Source organism: Actinoplanes sp. CA-252034 (assembly GCF_050956125.1).
GTDB lineage: Bacteria > Actinomycetota > Actinomycetes > Mycobacteriales > Micromonosporaceae > Actinoplanes.
In genome coordinates, this window is record NZ_CP191846.1 from 9295722 (window position 1) to 9321048 (window position 25327).

Here is a 25327-nt window from a genome sequence, read left to right on the forward strand (position 1 = left end):
GGGCCGGTGATGGGTGATGCGCTGAGCGGGTTCCAGCGACTGCCGGAACGACGGCCCCGGCCGGTGGCACGGGGACTGGTGGCCATGATCGCCGCCGTGCTGGTCCTCGGAGGCGGGCTGCTCGCCGGGCGCCTGCTGGCGGACGAGAGCACGGCCCCTCCCCCGGCGCCGAGCCCATCGAGATCCGCCGCTTGACGCGGTAGGTTCGCCGGCATGACGTTGCATCGAAAACTGTCCATCGCAGTGCTCGCCCTCGTCGTGGTCGGCGGCACCGGATTCACCCCGGGCCCCGGACTGTCCTGGCAGCTCACCGACACCGGCTCGACCGCGCGGTTCCGTGGGCTCGCCCCGGTCAGCGCGCACGTCGCGTGGGCGGCCGGATCCGCCGGGACGGTGCTGCGGACCGTGGACGGCGGGCGCACCTGGGCGTCGGTCGGCCCACCCGAGGCGGCCGGGCTGCAGTTCCGCGACATCGAGGCCTTCGACTCACGGCACGCGGTGGCGCTGACCATCGGCAACGGCCCGGACTCCCGGGTCTACTCCACCTCGGACGGCGGCGCCTCCTGGACCGAGACGTTCCGCAACGACGAGCCGACCGCCTTCTACGACTGCCTGACCTTCAGCGACCGGCGGCACGGACTGGCCCTGTCCGACCCGGTCGACGGGAGGTTCCGGATCCTCGCGACCCGTGACGGCGGCCGCACCTGGACGGTCCGGCCGACCGGCGGCATGCCGGCCGCGCTGCCCGGCGAGTTCGCCTTCGCGGCCAGCGGCACCTGTCTCGTCTCGGCCGGCCGGCACGCCTGGTTCGCCACCGGCGGCGACGCCACGGCCCGGGTGTTCGCGTCCTCCGACGGCGGCTGGACCTGGTCGGTGACCGATTCGCCGCTGCCGAGCGGGCTCAGCGCCGGTATCTACTCGCTGGCCTTCCGGAATCCGGGACAGGGCATCGCGGTCGGTGGCGACTACAACGCCGAGACGTCCGCTCCGGACGGTGCGGCGGTCACCCGGGACGGCGGCCGGCACTGGACCGTCTCGAAGCGGGTGCCCGGCGAGTACCGGTCCGGGGTGGCGTGGTGGCGTGGACGTACCGCGCTGGCGGTCGGCCCGACCGGCAGCGACGTCTCCTTCGACGGCGGCGTGACCTGGCGGCGCTTCGACACCGGCAGTTTCGATGCGGTGGCCTGCACCGATGACGGCTCCTGCTGGGCGTCCGGCAAGGACGGCCGGGTGGCGAGGCTCAAGCGTTGAGATAGGTCAGCACGGCCAGGACCCGGCGGTGGTCGTCGTCCGAGGGCGGCAGGTCCAGCTTCGTGAAGATGCTGCTGATGTGCTTGCTGACCGCCTTCTCGCCGACGAACAGCTTGGCGGCGATCGCCCCGTTCGAGCGCCCCTCGGCCATCAGCGAGAGCACCTCGCGCTCCCGGACGGTCAGCCCGGACAGCGGTGACGAGCGGCGGGCGAGCAGTTGCGAGACGACCTCCGGGTCCATCGCGGTGCCGCCGCCCGCCACCCGGCGCACCGCGTCGACGAACTGGGCCACGTTCGCCACCCGGTCCTTCAGCAGGTATCCGACCCCGCCCGCGCGATCGGTCAGCAGCTCCCGGGCGTAGAGGGGCTCGACGTGCTGGGAGAGCACCAGCACGGGCAGGCCGGGCACCTTCTGACGGGCCTCGATCGCCGCCTGCAGGCCCTCGTCGGTGAAGGTGGGCGGCAACCGCACGTCCACCACCGCCACGTCCGGCCGGTGCTCCAGCAGGGCCGGCAGCAGGGCCGGTCCGTTGTCGACCGCCGCCACCACCTGGAAGTCGAACGCCTCGAGCAGACGGGTCAGCCCGTCCCGGAGGAGGGCGAGGTCTTCGGCGAGGACAACGCGCACGGCAGCTCCATGGTCACGACGGTCGGTCCGCCCGGCGGGCTGGACAGGCTCATCGTGCCATCGAAGGCGGCGAGACGACGTTCGATGCCTCGCAGGCCGGTGCCGGCGGACGGGTCGGCCCCGCCGCGACCGTCGTCGCTGACCCGCATGACCAGCGTGTCCCCGGTGTGCCACAGGTCCACGGCGCCGTTGCCGGCCGCGCTGTGCCGGACCGCGTTCGCCATCACCTCGGCCACCGCGAAGTAGGCGGCCGACTCGACGGGCGTGTCGAGCCGGCCCGGCAGCGCGGTGTTCACCGTGACCGGGATCGGCAGGGCCATCGCCAGCGCCCGGACGGCTCCCTCCAGGCCGCGCTCGGCGAGCACCGGCGGGTGGATGCCCCGGACCAGGTGACGCAGCTCGACCAGGGCGGCCGAGCTGCTCTCCCGCGCCTCGGCGAGCAGCTTGCGTGCGGTGACCGGGTCGGCGTCGACGATCTCCTCGGCGAGCCCGATCGTCATGCCGAGGGCGACCAGCCGGGCCTGGGCGCCGTCGTGCAGGTCACGCTCGATCCGGCGCAGCTCGGCGGCCTGGGCGTCGACCGTGTCGGCCCGGGTGACGGTGAGCTGACTGACCCGCATGCGCAGTTCGGCCGCCCGGGTCGGGGCCAGGAACAGGCGGTTGAAGAGGGCGTCGAAACGGCGGAGGTACGGTGCGGCCGCGATCCCGATCGACAGGATCAGCGCACCCTGCGGCAGTGACAGGAAGCCCTCGCCGATGGTCTCGATCGGCCAGATCATGCCGTAGCCGTACGAGTCGGTGCCCAGCCAGATCCAGAGCGGGATGAGCAGGATGCCCTCGAGCCCGTAGGCCGGCAGGGCCAGCGAGAGCACACCCAGCACCAGGCCGGCCACCGCGCCCGGCAGCAGCCAGGCCACGTCACGCCAGGTCGCAGGGTCGGTGATCAGCCACTGGTAGTAGCGCAGGCTGCCGAGGACCACGCCGTCCGGCCGGGGACGGTACGGCCGGACGATGGCCACGCCCCGGCCCGCGGCGAGCCGGCGCGACACGTCGGCGCGCGCCCGGATCAGCATCGTCATCAACGGCATCAGCAGCAGGCCGATGCCGAGCACCGGGGTCAGCACCAGCGACACCACGAAGAGCGCGAACAGCGGGATGTTCACGACGGCGAGGGGGACGGCGAGCAGCCCGCCTGCGACGGCACGGAAGCCGTCCCGGATCCAGTCACGCGAGTCCATGCCCTCATCCTGGTCACCGGGCGCCAGGATGTCGGTAGTGCCAGCCCTACCGCCTGCACGCCGTCGGAGCGGAGCTGCCGGACCGGGCGTAGAGTCGCCTTACCGCAGAGAGCGATACCGTGTGGTGACTACCGGGCAGTATCCGACTACTGGCCGCCGTGATCGGCATTACCCCAGGTAGTAACCCTGGTTCATCGGCGGGCCACATAGCGTTTTCAGAGGATTAAGGTCTAAAGTGCCGCGCGTGAAGGTGACCTTGCAGGAGATCCGGGAACGGACCTACAAGCCGGTCGACGCATGGTGGACCGTGCTTCTGGTCGACCCGCTGGCGTCTCGACTGGTGCGTCTGGTAGCGCCGTACCGATGGATCACGCCCAACGTTCTGACCCTTATCGCGTCGATCTTCGGATTCGGCGCGGCCGCCTGTTTCGCCACGGGGGACCGGTGGGCGCTCGTCGCGGGCGGTGTCCTGTTCCACATCAGCTTCGTGGTCGACTGCATGGACGGCAAGATCGCGCGGCTGAACGGGACGGGCACCATGTTCGGGCTGTGGCTCGACTTCGTGCTGGACCGGGTGCGGGTCTTCTTCATCGCACTGGCCCTGTTCGGCGGCCAGTACGCCCGGACCGGCGACGTGGCGTATCTGTGGCTGATGGCCGTCGTCGTCTTCCTGGACCTGTTCCGCTATCTCAACAGCGCCCAGATGGCGAAGGTCCGGCGCACGATCAAGGACCAGATCGGCGCCTACCGCCGACCGGTCGCGGCCGAGATCGAGGCGTCCGAGGACGACGAGATGCCGGAGCCGGGCCCCGTCGGCGGCGGCTCGCTGAAGAGCCGGATCGGCCAGACACTGCGCCGCAACCGGATCCGCACGCACCTGTTCAGCGGCATCGAGTACGAGATGTCGGTCTTCATCATCGCCCCGATCACCGGCCTGATCTTCCCGGTCACCATCGCGGCCGGTGCCGCCCTGCTCGCCTTCGAGATGTTCCTGATCTTCAAGCTGTACCAGACGTGCCGGCAGTTCCCCGGCAAGCTGGCCGCCGCCAAGGCCGCCTACGAAGAGCACGAGGCGGAGCACGTCACCTCCGCGTTCTGAGCGAGACGGAGCACCCCCGGCGTCCCGGCGCCGGGGGTGCTCCGTCTCCGCACCGGGGAAACCCCTCAGCGCTCGCCGATCGCGGGCGAACAGACGGCCATGACGAAGCCCACCCTCGGCGTAGCCCTCACGGTCAAACTGCGGCTGGTGAGCGCCAACTCGGGCCGGCCGCGAACCGGCTGCACGGTCAGCCTCTGGCACTGCGGCGGTCACGAGCCGGTCGGCCGGCAGGTCGCCGACCCGGCCGGCTGGGTGTCGTTCGGCAGCGCGTTCCCCGAGGCCCAGGCCGGGCACTGGCCGCACGTGCACTTCGAGGTCCAGTCCGCCGACGGTGTGCTGCACGCCGCTCAGCTCGCGCTCCCGGGTGACGCGTGTGCCCAGGTGTACCGCGCGGCACAGCGGCGGCGCCTCGCGGGAATGAGCCTCGGCCGGGACTGCTGTCTCACCGGTGAGTGGACCCTGGAGATACCGTCGGTGACCGGCGACGCGGCCCGCGGACTGGTGGCCACCCGGACGGTGGGCGTGTGATCGGGGCCCGGCTAGATTGGCCCGATGCCACGCCGCCGCCTGCTCTACGTCCTGGCCGTGGTGGCGATGCTGGGGCAGATGGCGTTCGCCATGGTGACGACGGCGGTCCAGCAGTCGCCGACCATCGACGAGCCGGTCTACGTGGCGACCGCCGAGGTCTACCGGCAGCAGCACAGCCTGCGCTACAACCCGGAGCACCCGCCGCTCGGCAAGCTGATCATCGCGGCCGGCACGGCGTTCGCCGGCGCGCAGCTCGACCCGGCCTACCGCGGCAACCAGACCCGGCTCGGGCGGCACCTGCTCTACGAGACCGGTAACAATCCGTTCCACCTGATGCTGCTGGCCCGGCTGCCGGTCATCCTGCTCACCCTGGTCTTCGGGCTGGTGGTGCTTCTCTTCGCGCGTGACCTGGCCGGGCCGTGGGGCGCTCTGATCGCCCTCGCGATGTACAGCTTCTCCCCCGACGTGATCGCGCACGGATCGCTCGCCACCCTGGACGTGCCGGCCGCCGGGATGCTGCTGACCGCGTTCTGGGCCGCCTGGCGAGCGCGGACCCGCCCCGTGCTCTGGGTTCCGGTGGCCGGGGTGGCTCTCGGGGCGGCTCTCGCCACTCGCATGAGCGTGCTCCCCGCCGTACCCCTGCTGCTGTTGCTCGCCGGATGGTCCGCCTGGCGGGCCCGGACCGATGATCTGAGGCGCCGTCTGCTGATCGCCGCGGGTGCGGCCGTGGGCGCCGGTGTGATCGCGGTCGCGGTGGTGTGGTTCGTCTATCTCGTGGTGGATCCGCGGCTGCGCTGGACCACCCCGCCGAACCTGCCCGACGTGCACGGGCTGAAACGCCTGGCCGTCGACCTGCTGCCGTTTCCGCAGGCCTACACCGACGGCATGCTGGTCCAGTTCAAGTTCGAGAACCGGCTGTTCAACGGCTTCCTGCTGGGCGAGTCCTACAAGGGGTCGCCCTGGTATTACATGCCGATCGCGCTCCTGATCAAGACGCCGCTGGGGATGCTGGCGCTCTGGGCGGGCGGGCTCTTCACCATGCTGATGGTGCCGCGGCTGCGGGCGGCGCTGCTCTACCTGCTGCCGGTCTCGGTGGTGCTGCTGCTGGTCACGATGACCGGGGCGCGCAACTACGGCACCCGATACGCGATCCATCTGCATCTGTTCCTGGCGGTGGCGGCCGGGGCCGTGGCGCTGATCAGGTTGACGGCGTCCCGGATCGCCGCGGCGGTGCTGGTCCTCTGGGTGGCTACCAGCTCAGTTCTGACATTTCCGTACTATCTGCCGTATTCGAACGAGGCGTTCGGTGGGACCGCGCAGACCCACCTCAACCTGCACGACGCCAATGTCGACTGGGGTCAGGACCTGGCCCGGCTCGGGGTCCACCTGCGCGCCGAGCATCCGGGCGAGCAGATCTGGCTGGTCTACAAGGGGTCCGGGGTGCCCGCCTACTACGGGATCAAGGCGCGCGACCCGTATTCCGTGCCGCTCGACGAGGTCCACGGCCTGCTGGTCGTCTCCGACTCGCGGGTGGCGCTCGCCGGGCCCCGCCTGAAACAGATGATCGCCACATCTCAGGAGATAGGCCACGTAGGCCATTCCATCAGGATCTATCGCCGCTGACCTTGAAGGTTACCGACGGGTAATGCTTAGGTGACACGATGACGCACTTCGACATCGTGATCGTGGGCAGCGGCTTCGGTGGCAGCGTCAGCGCTCTACGGCTGGCGGAGAAGGGATACCGGGTCGCCGTGCTCGAAGCCGGCCGCCGGTTCACCCCCGACACCCTGCCCAAGACCTCCTGGGACCTGCGCAACTTCCTGTGGGCGCCCAAGCTCGGGATGCGCGGCATGCAGCGGATCACCCTCCTCAAGGACATCATGGTGCTGTCCGCGGCGGGCGTCGGCGGCGGCTCCCTCGTCTACGCCAACACGCTGTACGTGCCACCCGCCCCGTTCTTCGCCGACCCGCACTGGTCCGGGATCACCGACTGGTCGGCCGAGCTGGCGCCCTTCTACGACCAGGCGTCCCGGATGCTCGGCGTCGTCGAACAGCCGACCATGACGTCGTCGGACGTCGTCATCAAGCAGGTCGCCGAGGACATGGGAGTGGGGCACACGTTCCGGCGTACCCCGGTCGGGGTGTTCTTCGGCGAACCCGGCAAGACCGTGCCCGACCCGTACTTCGGCGGCGCCGGACCGGACCGCACCGGCTGCGTCGAGTGCGGCGACTGCATGATCGGCTGCCGGGTCGGCGCCAAGAACCGGCTCGACGTCAACTACCTCTACCTGGCCGAACAGGCCGGCGTCACGGTCCACCCGGACACCGAGGTCACCACCCTGCGCCCGGACGGTGAAGGGTGGCGGATCGAGACCCGGCGTGGCGTCTTCACCGCGGGCCAGGTCGTCCTGTCCGCCGGGGCCCTCGGCACGCAGCGGCTCCTGCACGCCATGAAGGACCGCGGGGTGCTGCCCGCCCTGTCCGGACGGATCGGGCAACTCACCCGCACCAACTCCGAGGCACTGCTCGGGGCCGCCACCAAGGACGTGCCCGCACAGCCGTTCTCGCAGGGCATCGCGATCACCTCGTCGTTCCACCCGGACGCCGACACGCACATCGAGCCGGTCCGGTACGGGCCGCGCAGCAACGCCATGGGGCTGCTGTCCACGATCCTCGTCGACGGGGGTGGGCGGGTGCCCCGGCCACTGCGGTTCCTGTGGCAGGCGCTGCGCCACCCGGTCGTCCTCGGTCACTCGCTGTCGGTGCGCCGGTGGAGCGAGCGGACCATCATCGCCCTGGTCATGCAGTCGGTGGACAACTCGCTCACGGTTCGGCGCACCCGTACCGGACGGCTCACCACCACGCTCGGACACGGCAGGGCCAACCCCACCTGGATCCCGGTCGGGCACGAAGCCGTCCGCCGGATCGCCGACCGGATCGGGGGCTACCCCGGTGGAACGGTGGGCGACATCTTCAACATCCCGCTCACCGCGCACATCCTCGGCGGCGCCACCATCGGGGACTCGCCGTCCACCGGGGTCGTCGACGCCTACCACCGGGTCTACGGCTATCCGGGACTGCACGTCATCGACGGCTCTGCGGTGCCGGCGAACCTCGGCGTCAACCCGTCCCTGACGATCACCGCTCTCGCCGAACGGGCCGTCGCCCTCTGGCCCAACAAGGGCGAACCCGACCCGCGCCCGGCCGTCGGCGCCGCCTACCAGCGCCTCGACCCCGTCGCACCACGCTCCCCCGCCGTCCCGGCCCACGCGCCGGCGGCCCTGCGCCTCGGACCCGCCTGAGCGGGCCGGGACGCCTGCCGTCAGAGGACGAAGGCGTCGGTCCAGAGCTGGCGGGACCGGCCGGACAGGGCCTCCATCAGGCCGACGGCCTGGCTGTCGGTGAGGCCGGCGACGAAGTCGACGACGGCGCGGCCGCGGGCCCGGGAGAGACGGTCGGGGGTGCCGGCCGGGAGCTCGGTCTCGGCGAGCTCGACCAGGTCGCGGAGGCGCCGCGGCAGGCGCTGCTCCTCGTCGGGATCGGTGATCCAGGCGATCAGGGCCTCCACCAGGGAGGCCAGCAGCCGGGCCTGGCCACGCTGGTGGAGGGCGAGGTCGGGCCGTTCGAGGACGAACCGGTTCTGGACGAACTTGAGGATCTGCACCTCGTGCCACTGGGCGCGGGACAGCTGGGCGTGGCTGCTGCGGACGGCGGGCTGCCCGACGAGCTCGACCGAGTCGACGAGGCGGCGGGTCCAGTTGGCGGAGAAGGCGGCGACCCGGGCCTCGGCCTCCAGGGAGCCGTCGAAGGGGCGCGCCAGGAGGCCGTCGACGAGCTCGGCCCGGACCAGCTCGACGGCGTCGGCGAAGGCCTCGTCATCGGCGATCCAGTCCTCCTTACGGCGCAGGCTGCGGCGCAGCGACTCGATGGCGCCGCCGGCCCGGGTGAGGTCGGACTCACTGCCCCAGCGCTGCCAGGCCATCAGCTCGGTGGCGACGAGGCCCTGCTGCAGGACGCCGACCCGGTGCACGTCCTCCAGGTCGTGGATGGCGTAGGCGATGTCGTCGGCGGCATCCATCACCGAGGCCTCGACGGTCTGCTGCCAGTCGGCGACCCGACCGGCGAACGGCGCACGGGCGGCGCGGACGTCGACGATCTCGGTGGAGTAGGCGCCGAACTTGAGGGAGCCGCCCTCCGGGTCGCCGGGCACGACGGCGGCGCCGCGCGGGGGTGGGTCCATGAACCGCGGGTGCGGGTCGGGGTGGGTGAGCCTGGTCCACGGGTACTTGAGGATGGCGGCACGGACCGCGTTCGTCAGGTTGAGCCCGATGGTGGCCTGGCCGCCGATCTCGGTGCTGGTCACGATCCGGTACGACTGGGCATTGCCCTCGAAGCCGTCGGGCAGCCCGAGCCGGTGCCGGGCCAGCCGGTCGAGGACCCGCTCGCCGAGGTGCCCGAACGGCGGGTGCCCGAGGTCGTGGGCGAGGGCGGCCGCCTCCACGACGTCGGGGTCGCAGCCGCCGAGCTTCTCGGCCAGGTCGGGGCTCGCGGCCTGCAGGCGCTCGGCGATGGCCCGCCCCACCTGCGCCACCTTGAGGCTGTGGGTGAGGCGGTTGTGCACGAGCAGTCCCGCCCCGCCGGGGCTGATCACCTGGGTGACCCCGGCGAGACGGGCCAGGAAGGGCGAGCTGACGATCCGGTCCCGGTCGACGCGGAACGGGCTCTGCGCCAGATCTCCGGGGGCTACCAGACTGTCACCGAAGAGGCGCTGAGCACGTGGATCGTCCATGCCCGCAGAATCTACCGACTCTGCAGAGCGTCCAGCGCGACGGCCATCGCCACCACGAGGCGGCGGTCAAGGTACTGGTCGTGGATGCTGACCTGGTACGTGTCCCGCAGACCCCACTTGCGCACCACCGAGAAGGCCGGGCGGCCCTGGATGGTGAAGTCGAAGTGGTACGGCAGCCACGACAGGTAGTCGATGAACCGCCGCAGCACCGCGACCCACGGATTGCGCTCCTGCCCGGCGATCTCGGCGTAGCCGGGCTGCTCGACGATCCAACTGGAGCGCAGCAGGGAGGCCGCGAAGTTCTTCCGGAACAGGCCGATGGGCTGCCCGTTCGCGTCGAACACGTCGTAGGTGGCGCCGAGGTCGATGACCTGCCGGGCCTTGAAACCGAGCACCGGGTACTGCTTGGTGTCGTCGGTGTAGAGGGTGACCTGCTCCTTGAACGCCAGCCGCTTCTGCTGAGCGAAGGCGAGGAGACCGGCCTCCTCGCCGCTGGGGGAGACGGCGTGGACCTCGTACTGGTTGACCATGAGGCGGATGCGCTGACGCACGATGAGGTGAGTCTGCTGCTGAAGGGTGTCTTGCGTCACCGCGGCAGTGTGTCATACCGGTCACTTGCTGAGGCAATGCTGAGGGCTGCGGTGGCCGTGGCGAACCGCGGCAGGCCAGACTGGAGCCCATGGCGAAACGAACGCGTACCGTGATGGCTCTGGCGCTGGCCGCCGCGGCGGTGTGGGCCGCCCGTGACATTCCCGCACAGCTGGGTGCCCGGGCCTCCGGCTCCCGGCGGGGCCGGGTCGAGTCGTCGCCGCAGTATTCCGGCGGCAAGTTCCGCAACACGGTGCCGGCCACCGAGATCACCGCCGCGTCCATGCCGCGGCTCGCGCTGGCGGCGGCCACCGGCCGCGAGGCACGGCGGCCGCATCTTCCGGTCCCGCTGGTCACGCCGGTGGCGGGCGGCGACGCGCAGGGACTTCACATCACGTGGTACGGGCACTCGTCCGCCCTGATCGAGATCGAGGGCCGCCGGGTCCTGCTCGACCCGGTGTGGAGCGACCGCTGCTCCCCGTCCCGGCTGGCCGGCCCGCGGCGGCTGCACGAGCCGCCGGTGGCGCTGCGCGACCTGCCCCCGATCGACGCCGTGGTGATCTCCCACGACCACTACGACCACCTGGACATGGCGACCATCCAGACGCTGGCCGACCTGCAGGCGGCGAAGTTCCTGGTGCCGCTGGGCGTCGGGGCGCACCTGGAGCGCTGGGGCGTGCCGGTGGGCCGCATCATCGAGCTGGACTGGCACGAGCGGGCCACGGTCGCCGGGGTGGAGTTCGTAGCGACACCGGCCCGGCACTTCTCCGGGCGTGGCCTGACCCGCGACGAGACCCTCTGGGCCAGCTGGGTGATCAACGGGCCGACGCGGAAGGTGTTCTACTCCGGCGACACCGGCTATTTCCCCGGGTTCGCGGAGATCGGCGAGGAGTTCGGGCCGTTCGACGCCTCGCTGGTGCAGATCGGGGCGTACGGCGACGGTTGGCCGGACATCCACATGACGCCTGAGGACGGGGTGGCCACCCACGTCGACGTGCGCGGCGGGCTGCTGATCCCGGTGCACTGGGCGACCTTCAACCTGGCCCTGCACGACTGGTCGGAGCCGGCCGACCGGACCTGGCGGGAGGCGAAGGCGCGCGACGTGGCGCTCGCGGTGCCGCGGCCGGGTGAGCGGGTCGACGTCGACAATCCGCCGGCGGTCGACGGCTGGTGGCAGCAGATCAGCTAGTCTCCTCCGCTGCGGGGACGCAGATCTGGACGGCGGCCGGGACGATCTCGGCGGTGAACTTCTTCGTCTTGGCGCGGGCGCCGCCGTCCAGCTCGTACTCGAGTTTCGAGGCCAGGGTCACGTCGATGCGGCGGGCCCGGGTGGTACGGACGAACGGTGAGTGGTCGGAGCGGCTGACCGCCATGGTGCCGAGGGCACGCGCCCACTGCAGGGCGTTCTGAGCGGTGGCGACGCCGACGTCGAGCCAGCCGTCGTCGGGGCTCGCGTCGTCGAAGGCGTGGATGCCGCCGGTGATGGTGCCGACGTTGCCGATCAGCACGCAGCTGGCCTCGCCGTCGAACCAGTCGTTGCCGTCGATGCGGATCGTCGCGTGCGGCGCCTCGCCGTTGACGTGGCGCAGGCCCGTCCAGACGTAGGCGAGTTTGCCGAGCCGGTCCTTGAGCGCCCCGTCGGCGTCCTTGATCATCGCGCCGTCGAAGCCGACGCCCGCCATCACCGCGAAGTGCTCCCCGCCGAGGCGGCCCAGGTCGTAGCGGCGGCGCTCGCCGGTGAAGGCGATGTCGACGGCCTTCTCCAGGTCGGTCGGGACGCCCAGATTGCCGGCGAGCAGGTTGCCGGTGCCGGCCGGCATGATCGCGACCGGGATCTTCGACCCGCCCTTCTCGCTCGCGAGGACGTCGAGGGTGCGCTGGACCATCCCGTCGCCGCCCCAGACGACGAGCAGGTCGACACCGGCCCGGACGGCCTTGCGGACCTTCTTCGGCGCCTTGCGGCTCTTGGGCACCTCGAACCAGAGCAGCTTCTCGACGTCACGGCCGGTCAGGAGCCGGCGCAGCTCGTCGAGGCCGCCACCGAGGTTCTTGCGCTGGTGGGCGACGACGGCGATCGTGCGGGGGGTACGCATACCGCCGCCGTTACCCCATCCGGGTGCCGCCCGAAACCCGTGTGGTCGTCATCGGCGCCTGAGCGTCGCCGAGGCCCCGGCGAGGACCACACGGGACGGGCATGCGGACTCAGCGGAAGCCGAAACGGCGGCGCTTCTTACGGCCGAAGAGGGTCTGTGCGGTATCGGCGCCCTGCCGGAGCCACCGGGAGGCGCGATTGTTCGGTCCCCGGCGGCGTTCCACGGCGTCGCCGAGCTTGCGGGCGCCCGCCACGCCGAGCGGGACGAGGACCGCGGTCAGCACGATTCTGCGAAGGAGGTTCCAGATCATGCCGTCCGATTACCCACTCTGCATGATCAGTTCACGGTCTCCCGCATACGTTGTTCGGCGGCCGCGCTGCGGATCACCATGAGCCGCAGCTCCAACTCGTCGGCGACGATCGACGCCAGGTGCTGCAGCGCGGTGAGCTGGCGCGGGTTCGCCTCCCGCGGCACGCTGTCGATCACGTTGACGGTGCCGAGGCGGTAGCCGTCGTGGGTGCGGATCGGCGCGGCGGCATAGAACCGCAGGCCCAGGTCGCCCCGGACCAGGGGGTGCTCCAGGGTCCGCGGATCCACGGCAGCGTTGTTGATCACGTAGACGTCGTCCTGGGCGATCACCGAGGCGCACAGGCCGGGCTCCTTGCCGACCTCGCGGACGCCGGCCAGCCCCTGACAGGCGGCCAGCCACACCCGGTCACGCTCGACCAGGGAGACGGTGGCGATCGGCGTGCCGAAGAGGGCGCCGGCCACGAACGCGATCCGGTCGTACGCGTCCTCCACCGGCTGGTCGACCAATCGATAGCGGCGCACCGCGGCGAGCCGGTCCTGCTCCCGCGGGTCCACGTTGTCCAGATACTCGTAGGCGTTCGACGACTCTGTCATGGACGGAAGCCTATTCCCGGAACCGCCGCCGGGATCGCACAGATCGTCAGTCGTTCTCGGCGGGATGAGCACGCACGCGCACCCCGGTGATGGCCCGGCCGGTCACCTCGGTCACCTCGGCGGTGAACTCGGGCAGGGTCACCACCTCCCCCGGCCCGGTCGGGATGTGCCCCAGCTTGGCCAGCACCATCCCGGCGATCGTGGTGTAGTCGCCCTCCTCCTGGTGGTGGCCGTGAAAGCCGACGTCCGGCAGGTCGTGGATGGGGAACGAGCCGGGCATGAGCAGGGCGCCGTCAGGCTCGCGGACGGTCGCCGCCACGTCCCGGTCGGTCTCGTCGTAGATCTCGCCGACGATCTCCTCGACCAGGTCCTCGATGGTGACGATGCCCTCGATGGCGCCGCGCTCGTCGACGACCAGGGCGAGCGGCTGGCGTTCGGCGCGCAGCTGCTTGAGGGCGTCGGTGACCCGCAGCGTCTCCGGCAGGAACATCGGCGGCCGGGCCAGGTCGTCGACCGGGCAGTCCGCACCGACCAGGTCACGCAGGTGCACCACGCCGATCACGTCGTCCAGCCCGGCCGGGCCGATCACCGGAGCCCGGGAGTGCCCGCCGTCGATCAGCGCGCGCAGCGCCTCGGCGGCCAGGCGGCCGCTGGGCAGGGTGAGCACGTCGCGGCGGGGCACCAGGATCTCGCGCAGGATCCGGTCGGCGATCTCGAACGCCCCGGAGATGATGGTCCGCTGCTCGGCGGAGAACTCCTGTTGGGCGGCGACCAGGTCGCGGATCTCCTCGGTGGTGACCTCGTCGCGCTGGGCGTGGGGTCTACTCCGGCCAGCCGGACCACTCCGTCGGTGGACTTGCCGAGCAGCCAGACCGCCGGGCGGGAGATGTTCGACAGCACGTCGAGCGGCCGGGCCACCAGAAGCGCCCAGCCCTCGGCCCGCTGCATCGCGATCCGTTTCGGCGCGAGCTCGCCGAGGACCAGGGTCACGAAGGTCAGGACCAGGGTGGTCAGGAACGTGGAGACGGCCCCCGCCGCGGGGCCGAGGAAGCCGAGATGTGCCTCCAGCGGCTTGGAGAGGGAGTTGGCGGCCACCGCGGAGGCGAGGAACCCGCCGAGCGTGATGCCGATCTGGATGGTGGCGAGGAACCGGTTGGAGTCGCGGGTGAGCCGGGCCAGCACCCGGCCGGACCGCGACTCGCGCTCGAGACGCTGGACCTGACCCTCCCGGAGCGAGATGAGGGCCATCTCGCTGCCGGTGAACAGGGCGTTCACCAGGATCAGGAGAAACACCAGAAGGATCGGAACGCCCAGGCCATCCATCGCTTCGCCCTTCGGGACAAATCACACAATCCCGAACAATTTACCGAGCATGGCGGCTCAGAACCGGGAGAACGACCGTAGCGGCATCCGCGGACCGAACTTCGGGGCACTGATCCCGCCGAGCGCCAGCAGATCGCAGACCCGGCCACGATGCCCGCGGAACGGCTCGAGCAGCTCCAGCATCCGCTCGTCGGTGCCGCGCGCCTCACCGGCCAGCGCATAGGCCACCGTGTTCGGGATGTGGAAGTCGCCGACGCTCACCGCGTCCGCGTCGCCGTGCGACAGGCGCACCGTCTCGGCCGCCGTCCACGGGCCGATCCCCGGCAGGGCGGTCATCCGGGCGGTGACCTCGGCCGCGTCGGCACAGGCCTCCAGCCGGTCGGCGACCAGCGCGGCACGCAGCAGGGCCTGGGTGCGGCGCTGCTCCACCCCGAACGGATGGAACACCCAGTAGGCGGTGGCCGCCACGGCCGCCGGATCCGGCGGCAGGAGCAGCTCGACCGGCCCGGGTGCGGGCTCCCCGAAGTGCCGGCAGACCGCACGGTACGACCGGTGCGCCTCCTTGCCGGTGACCTTCTGCTCCAGAATCGCGCGCAACAGACGGGGGAAGACCCGGCCGGTGGCGGGTAGGCGTACCCCCGAGAAGGTCTTGGCCAGGCGCTCGACGAGAGGATGCCGCGCCGCCAGCGCCGGGAGACCGCTCACGTCGTCGCGCAGGCCGGCGACCGCGTCCGCGCGGTCGACGGCCCAGCTCGCCCCGGGCCCGTGGCCGGTCGCGACGAGCTCCCCCGCGGACCGCGCCAGATGAAGGGTGGCCGGGCCCTCCGGCGTCCGCATCGCCAGCCAGAACCCGTCCTCACGGGCCAGGCCGCACGGATCGTGTCTCGGCACGAGCAGGGACCGCACCGAGGGGCCGAAGGCATAACGCTCCGGTGGGCTCAGCCGGCGGGTCACGGTCACCGCGCAACTATGCCACTCCGGGCCGTCCTTCGGCGGGCACGCCGATGGCCCTGACCATGCTCCGGGGTCAGGGCCATCGGGCCGTGACCGGACACCCGAGAAAGGTCCGGTCACTCTGTGCGGAACCGCCGCCGGCGTCCGGCAGGGGGAAGGACGCCCACCGGCGCTGATGGGGGGCCCGGTCCGGGTTGCCCCGGACCGGTTCAGCGCCGATGGAACTACGTCGGCTCCGCGGTGGTCGTGCCGGTCAGCGGACCCGGATGCGAACCGAGTCGAAGGCCGGCGTCTGGTTGGCGCGCTCCATCATCGGGATACGGTGCGAGCCGTCACCGGCCCACGAGGAGCACTGGAACTCGCCCGCCTGGGGCAGGCCCGCCACCTGGATGGCCACGGTGTCCGGCTGGGCGCCACCGCGCCTGTCCTCGGTCGCGACGAAGAACGCCGGGACCGGGTCCGGAGCCGGAGCCGCGTTGCGGTTGTCCAGGATCCGGCAGGCGGTGTGGAAGTGACCGCGGACCAGGCCGTTCTGCAGAACGCTGGACTCCACGTAGTAACCGCCCTGGCCGGCCGCGAGGAACCGGTCACGGATCAGGTTCCGGGTGCTCACCTGGAGGGTGAACGGGGTGTTCCGGTTCACCTGGCGGGGAGCGTTCGTGATCAGCAGGGTCGGGTTGTTCCCGGCCGCGCCGACCTCACCGAACTCGGTCGAGACGCACCGGTTGCCCTTCTGGAAACCGTCGTGGTCCTCCAGGTTGGAGGTGTCACAGCTGTTGGTGAGGATACCGAGGCCGGCGCCGGGCGGCGGCGTGACGGCTCCGCCGCCGTTGTTGCCACCGTTGTTGCCCTGGTTGCCACCGGTGTTGCCCTGGTTGCCACCGTTGTTGTTCCCACCGTTGTTGCCGCCGTTGTTGGCCGGCGCGGAGGAAGCGGCCTGGCTCGGCGCGGCACTGGCGTTGCCGCCGTTGTTCCCGCCGTTGTTGCCCTGGTTGCCACCGGTGTTGCCCTGGTTGCCGCCAGTGTTGCCCTGGTTGCCACCGTTGTTGTTGCCGCCGTTGTTGTTGCCACGGCCACGGCGGGCCAGCGTCTCGGCGTTGGCCACGTTGTTCGTGACCCACTCCCGGCACCGGGCCTGGAGCTGGGCAGTCGTCGCCACGTCGCCGGCGCCGTCGTCCGCGTGCTGCGTGACCTGGCCGTTGTTAGTGGTGTACGTGCCCTTACGCGTCTGAGTGGACAGACGCGACCGAGCCGGAGCCTGCAGCTTGTCGCAGGACGCCAGCGCAGAATTGGTGCCGGCGTCGTTCTGGCTCTTGGTGCCGGCACTGGAGATCTGCGTGACGGTCACGACGCCACCGAACGCGGCCAGGGCGGCCGCGGCGACGACGACTATGCGGCGCCGACCGCTGAACCACGCCGGAGAGTTGGCGCGCCGGTACTTGGACCTTCGCATGGGTGACACCTTTCTCTGTCGCCGTGGGCGGGCGATGTTTGACCTACCGCGCGCGGAAGATGCGCATGGTGGTGACGACCCCGACCACCAGCGCGGCAGCGAGGACCAACAGGATCACGGTGTTGCTGAGGCCGGGCACGTTCTGGCCTTCGGTCGCGGCGACCAGCATCTGGTTGTCGATGGGCACGGGGCCCTGACCGGGGTTCGTCGCCGGCGCCGGCGCTGTGGGCAGCGCGGCGTAGTCGACGATGCCGCTGCTCTCCAGCAGCGTCATGTGCGTCATCACGAACTGGTTGGTCTGCTGGGCGAGCTTGCGGACCGAGTCGTTACGGGTGGTGCCCCGGATCGTGGCGATGGCCGGGAAGATGGAGCCGTGCGCGGCCCGCAGCCGGTCGATGAAGATCTGATCGAACTGCTGCGGGGTCGCGGCGGTCCGCATCTCGTTCAGCCAGGCCTGCTGATTGCCGTTGGGTCCGTTCGGCAGCATGATGCCGAGCTTCGCGGCGACCGCGCGGTCCAGGGCGTCGAGCGACTCGTGCTGCTTGGCGATATCCGCGCCGATCTTCTTGACGACCGGGTTCTCCGACTTCTCCGCCGCCATGTTCCCGGCGGGGATCTCCCAGAGGCCGGCGAGCCGCACCTTGACCACGAAGTCGCGGTCCGCGGCGCTGATGACGCCGGAGCCGTTGTCGGTGAGACCGGTGTTAGGGGGAACCGGCACGGGGTTGTCGGCAGCTCGTGCCATCCCGGCCGGCGTCACCATGAACGCCAGGGACAACGCCAGCGTGGCGGTCAGCCATCGGGGGATCCGGCGGGTCCTCATGTATCTCCTCCAACCTTTCCGGTGCCTGTGCCAGTCAGTAGCTGTAGTCGCTGCCCGAGTCCGCCTCGCCGCCGGCGTCGCCGGAGCTGTCGTCGGCGGGCGGGGCGACCGGCTTGGAGACCGCGGGGAGACAGGTCAGGTTCTTGGTGCCGTTCGGCTGGATCACGAACCAGGTGCCGCTGACGTTCTGGCCCTTCCACTGACCCGGCTTCTTGTCACCGATGTAGCGGTAGAGCGGCCAGCCCTTGAGCGTGAGCTGCTTGGTGCCGTCGGCGCGGGTGACCGTCCCGACGAGCGACTCGTCGATGCCCTTGAGCTTCGGCTCGCCGTCGTTGGTGATCGCCGCCGGCCAGATCTTGGCGCAGTCGCCGTTGCAGTTCGACTTGGCCGGGCTGTCCTCGTCCTTGTCGAACCGGTAGAGGACGAAGCCGTTCTCGTCCTGGACCGTGGTGCCCATCCGGGCGACCTTGGCCGCGTTCAGTTCGTTGGTGGCCAGCTCGTCGCTGATCTCCGGGGTGTTCGCGTCGCCCGGAGCCGCCTCGGCGGTCGCCTCGGCGCTCGGGTCCGTCTCCGGCTCTGCTCCGGCGGTCGCGCCCGGAGTCGCCACCACATCGTTGGACGCCGGCTCAGCGGCGTTTCCGTAGTCTGCGGTGTTGTTGAGTCCGGCCGGGGCGCATCCGGTCAGTGCGATCGCCGCAACCAACGACGCGCCGAGAACCTTCAACTTCAACGTCCGCTTCTCCGGTGCCACGGGGCCCTCCAGCTGATTTCATGGCTCTTGGCATTTCCGGGCAGTAGTACGGAGCGCGGTCGAAGACGGTTGAACATTCGGATGGATCAAATCAATGATTTTTCGGTTGAACCTTCCGGCCGTCCGGCACGTAATACGAAGACCCCTGGCATGAGAAATGGCCCGGTCGCTGAGCGACCGGGCCATTTCCGTGCTCGTACGGTTACGGAACGCGAACCAGGGTCTCCCCGGCGCCGCTGTCGGTGATCTCCTGCACCTGCACGTGGGCGATGTCCGCGACCGGGGTGGACGTGACGGCCTGGAGCATGAGCGGCTCCTTGTTGGCGGCCGTGCCCCAGCCCTTCTCCCCCACGGTCCAGGCGGCGACCTTCTCCGAGGTGCCGTCCCGGCGGACCAGGAACAGGGCGCACTCCTTCGGCCCGGTGACGCCGGCGACCGCGAAGGAGACCTGGGTGCCCCAGTCCTTCTTCAGCAGGCCCACCACGGCACTGACACCGGTCCGGGCGTCGTTGCCGGTGTAGTTCTCACCGGGCAGCTTCGTGCCACCGATGTTCACACCGCCCACCGGCAGCGGGTCCAGCTGGTTGCCGGCCTCGGCCGGGGTGGTGGGCGTGCCGGGACCACTGTCCGGGGCGAGCCACTGTCCGCCGGCGAAGAGCGCGCCGATGGAGAGCATCGCGAAGACGACCACGGCGGCGGCCAGCGAGTAGAGCCGGCGGCTGTTGGCCCGCTGCCGCTCCACGCCGACCTCGCGCAGCATCTTGTTGAGCACCGCGCCGTCGCGCTCGGCACGCTCGGCGGCCGCGAAGGCCTCACCGTCGACCGTCGCCAGGACGTCCGCCACCTCGACGAAGGACTCCAGCTCGTACGCGCACTGCGCGCAGTCGATGAGGTGGTCCTCGAAACGCGCCGCGTCACGGTCGTCCAGGATGCCCAGGGCGTAGGACGCGACGTCGTAGTGCTGGTCCTGCGTCATTCGGTCACCCCCCGCTGCTGCAGCGCGGTACGCAGGGCACGCAGCGCGTAGTAGACCCGCGACTTGGCTGTGCCGAGCGGCAGGTTCAGCGACTCGGCCGCCTCCGGCACGGTGCGCCCGCGGAAATACGTCTCGATGAGGATCTCCCGGTGCGAGTGGCTGAGCTGCCGGAGCGCGTCCGACACCGTCATCGACTGCAGGACCTTGTCGGTCTCGTCGGACGTGGTCGGAAAGCTCTCCAGCTCACGATCGTACGTCTCGGCGGGACGGGCGTTGGCGCTGCGATGCTCGTCGATGGCGATCCGCCGGGCGACCGTGACCAGCCACGGGCGCAGCGACTGCTGCCCCTGTGCGCCGAGCCGGTGCGCGTTGCGCCAGGCGCGGAGCAGCGTCTCCTGCACGATGTCCTCGGCGCGCTGCCGGTCACCGCCGGTCAGCCGCAGGACGAACATCAGCAGGGGGCCGGCGTGCTCCTCGTACAGCAGCCGGACGAGGGTGTCCTCGTGACCGGGCGTGCTGTTGGGAGCGGCCTCGTGCCGCGGCGTCTGTCGCGGGATCACCGTGCCCTCGTCGCGGTTGTTGCCGCCGTCGAGAGCCTGCCACCTGCCACCGGAAGGTTGCCGTGCCATCACAAGCACCCTTTCCGGCGTGAGCCGATCCTCGGCCACCGCATGCATCGATACCTCCGCCCGGACCTTTCCCCGTCGCCCGATATACGGCCGGGAGGCCCGGCCGGGATCAAAGCCGGGGCGAGAATTTCCGGGACACTTGGTCTCAACGGTCCTCCGCTGCGTTCGAGAGGGAAGGCGCGCCCAGCCGCCGATCACGCTCTGTATTGATCAACGCCGATTGGGACGCCAGGTAAGGGCGAATGATACTCAGTGGCATTCGGCCCTGGACATGTCCCCGAGAATAATTCTCCCCTGCGGCGGAGAGCGTGATCTCGCAGCGTGAACGAGCGATTCCGCTCCGTCGTCACACGTGCGTAATGTGCGGCGAATGAGCGCTCCGGCGAACCGAACGGGGGATGCTGGAATTCCGGTCGGGCCCTTTCGGGCGACACCCGTCAGGGAGCGCTCCCATTTCTGATCCCGCAGTTCGGCGGCCTGCGCGGCCGCCCCTCGCGGACGCGTGCGCGGTGACCGTGCGCGAGCCCGGACCGCCGCGCCCTCGGACGGGGGACGGCATTCCGGGATGCGGATCGACATCCCAGCCGGCGGGACGGGGCGAGCGGTTCTGAGATCGCCCCGGCCCACCTGGCGGGAAGGATGTGTGCACGAGCACAGTCGGGGCGGCCTCAGCGGGTGTGACTGGTCGCCAACGCCAACGCCCGGTGCAGGACCCGGGCGTCGCCCAGCATCCCGCGCAGGCGCCGCTCCAGGCCCGCGATCGGCACCAGGTTCTGCGGGGCCCGCGGATCCTTGTAGGCCGACGAGGCGAACCGCGGCAGCGTCGCCACCGACACGTCAGCCAGCTCGATCGCCTGCTCCGCGGTCAACTCCGGCGAGCACTCCACCCGCACGATGCCCGACCACGGAGCACCCGACGCGCCGGGGAGCCTCAAATACCACGACCAGCCGCCCCACACCGAGCCCAGATGGAAGACCGGCGTCCGCTGGCTCGGCCGCAACCGGGGCACGATCGCCTCCTGCGCGGCCGGCAGGTAGTGCTTCTGCTGGGTCTTCACGTAGCCGATAGTGCGGGGCAGCTGACGCCGGTTACGCAACGGCCCGTCCACCACCAGCAGATCGGCCCCGTCCGAGCCGCCGTCCCGGGCCGCCGCCGAGATCTCGATCTCCAGCGCGGTCAGCGGGCCCTGAACGGCCGCCGGCAGCTTGCTCGCCTCGCCGTTGCCGCCCACCCGGTGCACCTCGTAGCGCACCGAACCGGCCTGCACGTCGGTCGCCGACGGGCTGGCCGTGAACAGGCCCCGGGCCACCCTGGCGCCGACCAGCTCGGCGGCGCCCCGGGCCAGGTCGCAACGGACCACCCCGGCGGCGTACGAGGCGGCCAGCCCCGCATAGGAGGTGCCGTCCTCCTCTGCCGTCCACAGCCCGGCGTCGTTGCGCCGCACCCCGTCGACCAGGAACACCACGTCCGGGACGGTCGCCGTACGGGACACGTCGATCGGCGCCCACTCGGCAGCCGGCACCTCCACGTCCACGTCGACCTGGGCGCTGCTGGACGAGCCGGGCCCGTCCCCACCGCCGCCGTCGCCCTCGAACGAGGAGCCGTAGGACGGGTCCCACGCGTCGACGAACATCCTGGTCACAGGCCGACCCTCTCCACGTGGGCGGTACGCGCGTCCTTGTGCACCTCGAACCGGACCGGCACCCGCTCGGCCAGCGCGTGCACGTGGGTGACCAGCCCGACCATCCGGTCGCCGCGGGCCGCCAGGTTCTCCAGGGTCGCCGCGACCACGTCGAGGGTGGCCGCGTCCAGGGTGCCGAAGCCCTCGTCCAGCACGATCGACTCCAGGCTCGCCGCCGTGGTGCTCATCCCGGCGAGCTGCTCCGAGAGGGCCAGTGCCAGCGCCAGCGACGCCTGGAACGTCTCGCCGCCGGACAGCGTCCGCACGCCACGCCGCAGCCCCGCGTCGTGGTGGTCCACGACGAAGAACTCGCCCTTCTCGTGCATCAGTTCGTACTGTCCGCCGGTCAGCTCCCGCAGGATCCGGGACGCGCCGTCGACCAGCAGGTCGAGCGCCTCCTCCAGCAGCCAGCGCTCGAAGTTGTTGGCCCGCAGGTGCCCGGCCAGCGACTTCGCCACCCGGCTCTCCCGCAGCAGCGCGTCACGCTGCTCCAGCGCGGCCCGGGCCTGCTCCCGCCGCTCGGTCAGGCGCTGCCACGCCGCACCGGCCCGCTCGGCGGTCACCGCGGCGGCCCGGATCAGCCCGGCCTCGTCCGGGGACGCCGGGCCCGGTACGCCGGCCGCGGTGAACAGGTCGACGATGTCGGCCCGGGCACGGACCGTCTCCTGGTGCGCGGCGGCCACCCGGCTCGCCGCCTCGTCCCGCGCGGCCAGGCGCCGGCCGTGCTCGCCGGCCGCCCAGTCGACCAGCGTGCGCCAGGCGCCGGCCAGGTCTTCGCGGTCGGCCGGCGGCGGGCCGTACCGGGCCAGGCTGTCCCGGACCGCGTCGAAGGTGCGCCAGGCGGTCCGCTGCCGCTCCTCGGCCGACCGGACCACCGACTGGGCGGTGCGCAGCGCCTCACGGGCCACGCGCACCGCCGTGCCGGCGGCCTCCAGGCCGCGCTGGAGCGCGCCGAGCTCGGCCAGCCGCTGCTGGAGCGACTCCAGCCCGGGTGACGCCTCGACGGCCTTGCGGACCTCGGCCAGCCGGGTCAGGTGATGCTCGTGCTGCCCGCGCTTGCGCTCCAGGTCGAACGCCGCGTTACGGGCGACCGCGTCCCGCTCGCGCCAGCGGGCCTGCGCCGACTCGGCCTCCACACGGGCCACGTTGCCGGCCTGCTCGGCCAGCCGGACGGCGGACTCCCGCGGCACCTCCGGCACCACGCTCACGGTCTGCTCGCAGACCGGGCACGCGTCCCCGGCCTTCAGGTGACCGCGCAGCGCCGTCGCCCGGTCACGCTGCTGGGCGTCCCGGTAGTCCTGCCGGGCCTGCTCCAGCAACTGCTGGGCGCCGAGGTGCTGGGCGTGCGCCAGCTCGGCGGCGGCCTGGGTGTCGCGGTGCTCGACGTCGGCCACCGACACCTTGCCGGCGAACCACTCCTCCTGCTCGATCAGGCGGGCCAGCTCGGTGTGCCGGTCCAGCGCCACCCGGAGCTGCCCGGGATCACCCGCCGAGGCCAGCTCACCGCGAACCTTCTCCTCGGCCTCCTCGGCCGCCTGCACCTCGGCGGCGGCCCGGTCGGCCGATTCCCTCGCCGCGGCGACCGCGCCGGCCGCCTCTTCCAGACCCGCGGGCGTACGCACGGAGCCGAGCGCCGCCAGCTCGGCGTCCAGCGCGTCCCGTGCCTCGGACGCGGCCACCTCGGCCTCCCGGGCGGCACGCAGCCCCGGCACCGCGGCCTCCACCGCGGCGGTGAGCTCCCGCATCCGCTCCAGCTCGGCGGCTGCCCGCTCGACCGCCTCGTCGGTGGCGTCCTCCAGAGCGCCGAGCTGCTGCTCGACGACGGTCAGCTTGGCCTCCGCGCTCTTGCCCCGCTCGGCCGCCTTGACCTGCACCTCCTCGTAGACGTGCAGGCCCAGCAGGTTGACCAGGATCTGCTGCCGGGTCGCCGGTTTCGCGTGCAGGAAGTCGGCGAACTGGCCCTGCGGCAGCACCACACAGCTGGTGAACTGCTCGTAGGGCAGGCCGACCGCGTCGAGCACGGCGGCGTCCATCTCGGCCGGGGTGCCGGCCAGGACCTCGCCCAGATCCTCCAGGTCCATGCCGGTGTCGAGCTTGGTGACGTCGAAGCCGGGCGGCATCAGCTGCAGCCCGGCTCCCGCGGTCTTCACGTTGCCCCGGCCGTCCCGGCGGACCACCCGGGTCGCCACGAACCGGTCGCCGGCCGACTCGAAGACCAGGCGGACCCGGGCCTCGGTGGCCGACGGCGCGAGGGCGTTGCCGATCCCCCGCGTCCCGCCCCACCGGGGGACGGTGCCGTAGAGGGCGAAACAGATCGCGTCCAGCACGGTCGATTTGCCCGAGCCGGTCGGGCCGACCAGGGCGAAGTAGTCGGCGTCGGTGAAGTCCACGGTCGTCGGGTCCCGGAAGACCGTGAACCCGGCCATGTCGAGCCTCAGTGGCCTCATTTGTTGCTGCTCACCTCGTCGTACAACGCGTCGAAGAGATCGCGGACGCCCTCCTCGGCGTTGCCGCGACTGTCCAGGTAGTCGCCGAAGAGCTCACGCGGGGACCGGCCGGCCCGCTCGGCGCTGCGTGCCCCGTCGCGGCTCGGCAGCATGTCCGGGTCGATACGCACCTCCAGAGCGTTCGGCAGGAGCTCCTGCACGTCCTCGCGGAGGCCGGGCCGGGGCGCCTCCCGCACCAGGACACGCAGCCAGGCGTCCGGAAGGTTCACCGTGGCGAGCTGCTCCAGCGTGCCCCGCACGGTCCGCAGGGTGATCGCCGAGGTCACCGGCACATCACGGACATGAGCCGCCTTGTCGGTCGAGACGTCGACGATCGCGACGGAACAGACGTTCTCCTCCTCGCCGAAGTCGACGGCGAGCGGACTGCCGCTGTACCGGGTGGGGCACGGCGAGATCACCGTCTGGTTCCGGTGCAGGTGGCCCAGGGCGACGTAGTGCGCGTTCGGCGGGAACACCGTGGCCGGCACGGCGTAGCCCATGATCGTGTGCGCCTCCCGCTCGCCGCCGCCGGTGCTCGCGCCGACGATCGTCAGGTGGGCGGTGAGCAGGTTGACCACGCCGGGCTCGGCGAACGGCTCGCTGAGCTTGGCGATCAGGCGGGCGACCAGGTCGGCGTAGGTCTGGTTGGCCTCGGCGGCGGTCAGCTCATACATCTCGGCGGCCCGGACCGCATACCGCTGGGAGAGGAACGGCAGCGCGACGAGCCGCCACCGCTCTCCGCTCTCGGTGGTCCCCTCGATCAGAAGATCATTCAGATCACCCTTGGGGTACGACCCGCGCAGCTCGATCCCGGCGGCGTCGGCCCACGGGCGCAACGCGTCGAGGGCGGCCCCGTTGTCGTGGTTGCCGCCGATCGCCACCACCCGCGCGCCGGTCTTGCGCAAGGCCGACAGCGCCCGGGTCACCAGCCGGGTCGCCTCGGCCGTCGGCGCGGCGGTGTCGTAGAGGTCACCGGCCACGATCACCAGGTCGGGCCGCTCGGCCCGGGCGATCTCGACAACCTGGGCGAGGACCTTGATGTGCTCCTCGTTGCGGTTGCGGCCCTTGAGAACCTTGCCGACGTGCCAGTCGGAGGTGTGCAGGATGCGCATCGCTGAACCCTAGTCCGCTCG

The 25327-nt window shown here is 71.4% G+C and carries 23 protein-coding genes and 1 pseudogene; 7 read left to right on the forward strand and 17 right to left on the reverse strand.

The features are described from left to right. Positions 1–9: 9 nt before the first annotated feature. Together ACQPZW_RS41895 and ACQPZW_RS41900 are read left to right on the forward strand one after the other, a co-directional pair. On the forward strand, positions 10–195 hold the full coding sequence (locus tag ACQPZW_RS41895; RefSeq protein WP_433791584.1) for a hypothetical protein: 186 nt from the start codon (positions 10–12) through the stop codon (positions 193–195). Positions 196–213: 18 nt separating this feature from the next. After that, a complete protein-coding gene (locus ACQPZW_RS41900) occupies positions 214–1251 on the forward strand; it encodes a WD40/YVTN/BNR-like repeat-containing protein (protein ID WP_433791585.1) in 1038 nt (345 codons plus the stop codon). Here the strand turns inward: ACQPZW_RS41900 and ACQPZW_RS41905 are convergent. After that, positions 1241–1879, reverse strand: coding sequence for a response regulator (locus tag ACQPZW_RS41905; protein WP_433791586.1), 639 nt, complete (start codon positions 1877–1879; stop codon positions 1241–1243). The two genes, ACQPZW_RS41900 and ACQPZW_RS41905, sit on opposite strands and share 11 nt — an antisense overlap. Then, positions 1831–3117, reverse strand: coding sequence for a sensor histidine kinase (locus ACQPZW_RS41910; RefSeq protein WP_433791587.1), 1287 nt, complete (start codon positions 3115–3117; stop codon positions 1831–1833). Before ACQPZW_RS41910 ends, ACQPZW_RS41905 begins: the two co-directional genes overlap by 49 nt. 244 nt (positions 3118–3361) lie before the next feature. On the opposite strand from ACQPZW_RS41910, the gene ACQPZW_RS41915 reads away from it, so the two are divergent. The 4 genes from ACQPZW_RS41915 to ACQPZW_RS41930 all read left to right on the forward strand — a co-directional run bounded on the left by ACQPZW_RS41915 (position 3362) and on the right by ACQPZW_RS41930 (position 8046). Further along, complete coding sequence (locus ACQPZW_RS41915; protein WP_433791588.1) at positions 3362–4216, forward strand: CDP-alcohol phosphatidyltransferase family protein; 855 nt, start codon at positions 3362–3364, stop codon at positions 4214–4216. Between the two features lie 99 nt (positions 4217–4315). Next, a complete protein-coding gene (locus ACQPZW_RS41920) occupies positions 4316–4744 on the forward strand; it encodes a hypothetical protein (protein WP_433791589.1) in 429 nt (142 codons plus the stop codon). A gap of 24 nt (positions 4745–4768) precedes the next feature. Then, positions 4769–6367 (forward strand): phospholipid carrier-dependent glycosyltransferase, encoded by a 1599-nt coding sequence (locus tag ACQPZW_RS41925; RefSeq protein ID WP_433791590.1) that lies wholly within the window; start codon positions 4769–4771, stop codon positions 6365–6367. A gap of 38 nt (positions 6368–6405) precedes the next feature. Continuing rightward, a complete protein-coding gene (locus ACQPZW_RS41930) occupies positions 6406–8046 on the forward strand; it encodes a GMC oxidoreductase (protein WP_433791591.1) in 1641 nt (546 codons plus the stop codon). Positions 8047–8066: 20 nt separating this feature from the next. On the opposite strand, the gene ACQPZW_RS41935 is transcribed toward ACQPZW_RS41930, so the two are convergent. Continuing rightward, positions 8067–9533 (reverse strand): deoxyguanosinetriphosphate triphosphohydrolase family protein, encoded by a 1467-nt coding sequence (locus tag ACQPZW_RS41935; RefSeq protein WP_433791592.1) that lies wholly within the window; start codon positions 9531–9533, stop codon positions 8067–8069. A gap of 11 nt (positions 9534–9544) precedes the next feature. Next, complete coding sequence (locus ACQPZW_RS41940; protein WP_433791593.1) at positions 9545–10123, reverse strand: hypothetical protein; 579 nt, start codon at positions 10121–10123, stop codon at positions 9545–9547. A gap of 89 nt (positions 10124–10212) precedes the next feature. On the opposite strand from ACQPZW_RS41940, the gene ACQPZW_RS41945 reads away from it, so the two are divergent. Beyond that, positions 10213–11310 (forward strand): MBL fold metallo-hydrolase, encoded by a 1098-nt coding sequence (locus ACQPZW_RS41945; RefSeq protein WP_433791594.1) that lies wholly within the window; start codon positions 10213–10215, stop codon positions 11308–11310. On the opposite strand, the gene ACQPZW_RS41950 is transcribed toward ACQPZW_RS41945, so the two are convergent. From ACQPZW_RS41950 to ACQPZW_RS42010, 13 genes and pseudogenes are all read right to left on the reverse strand, one after another. Next, positions 11303–12214 (reverse strand): diacylglycerol/lipid kinase family protein, encoded by a 912-nt coding sequence (locus ACQPZW_RS41950; protein WP_433791595.1) that lies wholly within the window; start codon positions 12212–12214, stop codon positions 11303–11305. The genes ACQPZW_RS41945 and ACQPZW_RS41950 overlap by 8 nt on opposite strands. 109 nt (positions 12215–12323) lie before the next feature. Beyond that, on the reverse strand, positions 12324–12524 hold the full coding sequence (locus ACQPZW_RS41955) for a hypothetical protein (protein ID WP_433791596.1): 201 nt from the start codon (positions 12522–12524) through the stop codon (positions 12324–12326). A 26-nt stretch (positions 12525–12550) separates the two neighbouring features. Beyond that, positions 12551–13117, reverse strand: a complete 567-nt coding sequence (locus ACQPZW_RS41960; protein ID WP_433791597.1) for a GAF domain-containing protein — start codon at positions 13115–13117, stop codon at positions 12551–12553. 46 nt (positions 13118–13163) lie between these two features. Beyond that, positions 13164–14440: pseudogene (locus ACQPZW_RS41965) on the reverse strand (hemolysin family protein). Between the two features lie 57 nt (positions 14441–14497). Next, a complete protein-coding gene (locus tag ACQPZW_RS41970) occupies positions 14498–15400 on the reverse strand; it encodes a DNA-3-methyladenine glycosylase family protein (protein ID WP_433791598.1) in 903 nt (300 codons plus the stop codon). A 247-nt stretch (positions 15401–15647) separates the two neighbouring features. Next, positions 15648–16847 carry a Pecanex-like protein 1 gene (locus ACQPZW_RS41975; protein ID WP_433791599.1) on the reverse strand — a complete coding sequence of 400 codons (1200 nt, stop codon included), beginning with the start codon at positions 16845–16847 and terminating at the stop codon, positions 15648–15650. 43 nt (positions 16848–16890) lie between these two features. Then, positions 16891–17670 carry a DUF4142 domain-containing protein gene (locus ACQPZW_RS41980; RefSeq protein ID WP_433791600.1) on the reverse strand — a complete coding sequence of 260 codons (780 nt, stop codon included), beginning with the start codon at positions 17668–17670 and terminating at the stop codon, positions 16891–16893. A gap of 34 nt (positions 17671–17704) precedes the next feature. Then, positions 17705–18400 (reverse strand): hypothetical protein, encoded by a 696-nt coding sequence (locus ACQPZW_RS41985; protein ID WP_433791601.1) that lies wholly within the window; start codon positions 18398–18400, stop codon positions 17705–17707. A gap of 223 nt (positions 18401–18623) precedes the next feature. Further along, positions 18624–19397 carry a hypothetical protein gene (locus ACQPZW_RS41990; protein WP_433791602.1) on the reverse strand — a complete coding sequence of 258 codons (774 nt, stop codon included), beginning with the start codon at positions 19395–19397 and terminating at the stop codon, positions 18624–18626. Next, entirely contained in the window at positions 19394–20074 is a 681-nt protein-coding gene (locus ACQPZW_RS41995; protein ID WP_433791603.1) for a sigma-70 family RNA polymerase sigma factor, read from the reverse strand. Before ACQPZW_RS41995 ends, ACQPZW_RS41990 begins: the two co-directional genes overlap by 4 nt. Positions 20075–20694: 620 nt before the next feature. Next, positions 20695–21669, reverse strand: coding sequence for a hypothetical protein (locus ACQPZW_RS42000; protein WP_433791604.1), 975 nt, complete (start codon positions 21667–21669; stop codon positions 20695–20697). Beyond that, positions 21666–24155, reverse strand: coding sequence for an AAA family ATPase (locus ACQPZW_RS42005; protein ID WP_433791605.1), 2490 nt, complete (start codon positions 24153–24155; stop codon positions 21666–21668). Before ACQPZW_RS42005 ends, ACQPZW_RS42000 begins: the two co-directional genes overlap by 4 nt. Beyond that, positions 24152–25306 carry an exonuclease SbcCD subunit D gene (locus ACQPZW_RS42010; RefSeq protein ID WP_433791606.1) on the reverse strand — a complete coding sequence of 385 codons (1155 nt, stop codon included), beginning with the start codon at positions 25304–25306 and terminating at the stop codon, positions 24152–24154. The genes ACQPZW_RS42005 and ACQPZW_RS42010 overlap by 4 nt, the downstream gene beginning before the upstream one ends. Positions 25307–25327: the final 21 nt, after the last annotated feature.

Excerpts from the sequence above, each read along its gene's own strand:
- ACQPZW_RS41895 (WP_433791584.1), top strand. The coding sequence starts at position 10 with ATGGGTGATGCGCTGAGCGGGTTCCAGCGACTGCCGGAACGACGGCCC.
- ACQPZW_RS41900 (WP_433791585.1), top strand. The coding sequence starts at position 214 with ATGACGTTGCATCGAAAACTGTCCATCGCAGTGCTCGCCCTCGTCGTG.
- ACQPZW_RS41910 (WP_433791587.1), bottom strand. The coding sequence starts at position 3,117 with ATGGACTCGCGTGACTGGATCCGGGACGGCTTCCGTGCCGTCGCAGGC.
- ACQPZW_RS41920 (WP_433791589.1), top strand. The coding sequence starts at position 4,316 with ATGACGAAGCCCACCCTCGGCGTAGCCCTCACGGTCAAACTGCGGCTG.
- ACQPZW_RS41925 (WP_433791590.1), top strand. The coding sequence starts at position 4,769 with ATGCCACGCCGCCGCCTGCTCTACGTCCTGGCCGTGGTGGCGATGCTG.
- ACQPZW_RS41930 (WP_433791591.1), top strand. The coding sequence starts at position 6,406 with ATGACGCACTTCGACATCGTGATCGTGGGCAGCGGCTTCGGTGGCAGC.
- ACQPZW_RS41935 (WP_433791592.1), bottom strand. The coding sequence starts at position 9,533 with ATGGACGATCCACGTGCTCAGCGCCTCTTCGGTGACAGTCTGGTAGCC.
- ACQPZW_RS41945 (WP_433791594.1), top strand. The coding sequence starts at position 10,213 with ATGGCGAAACGAACGCGTACCGTGATGGCTCTGGCGCTGGCCGCCGCG.
- ACQPZW_RS41950 (WP_433791595.1), bottom strand. The coding sequence starts at position 12,214 with ATGCGTACCCCCCGCACGATCGCCGTCGTCGCCCACCAGCGCAAGAAC.
- ACQPZW_RS41955 (WP_433791596.1), bottom strand. The coding sequence starts at position 12,524 with ATGATCTGGAACCTCCTTCGCAGAATCGTGCTGACCGCGGTCCTCGTC.
- ACQPZW_RS41960 (WP_433791597.1), bottom strand. The coding sequence starts at position 13,117 with ATGACAGAGTCGTCGAACGCCTACGAGTATCTGGACAACGTGGACCCG.
- ACQPZW_RS41975 (WP_433791599.1), bottom strand. The coding sequence starts at position 16,847 with ATGCGAAGGTCCAAGTACCGGCGCGCCAACTCTCCGGCGTGGTTCAGC.
- ACQPZW_RS41980 (WP_433791600.1), bottom strand. The coding sequence starts at position 17,670 with ATGAGGACCCGCCGGATCCCCCGATGGCTGACCGCCACGCTGGCGTTG.
- ACQPZW_RS41990 (WP_433791602.1), bottom strand. The coding sequence starts at position 19,397 with ATGACGCAGGACCAGCACTACGACGTCGCGTCCTACGCCCTGGGCATC.
- ACQPZW_RS41995 (WP_433791603.1), bottom strand. The coding sequence starts at position 20,074 with ATGCATGCGGTGGCCGAGGATCGGCTCACGCCGGAAAGGGTGCTTGTG.
- ACQPZW_RS42005 (WP_433791605.1), bottom strand. The coding sequence starts at position 24,155 with ATGAGGCCACTGAGGCTCGACATGGCCGGGTTCACGGTCTTCCGGGAC.
- ACQPZW_RS42010 (WP_433791606.1), bottom strand. The coding sequence starts at position 25,306 with ATGCGCATCCTGCACACCTCCGACTGGCACGTCGGCAAGGTTCTCAAG.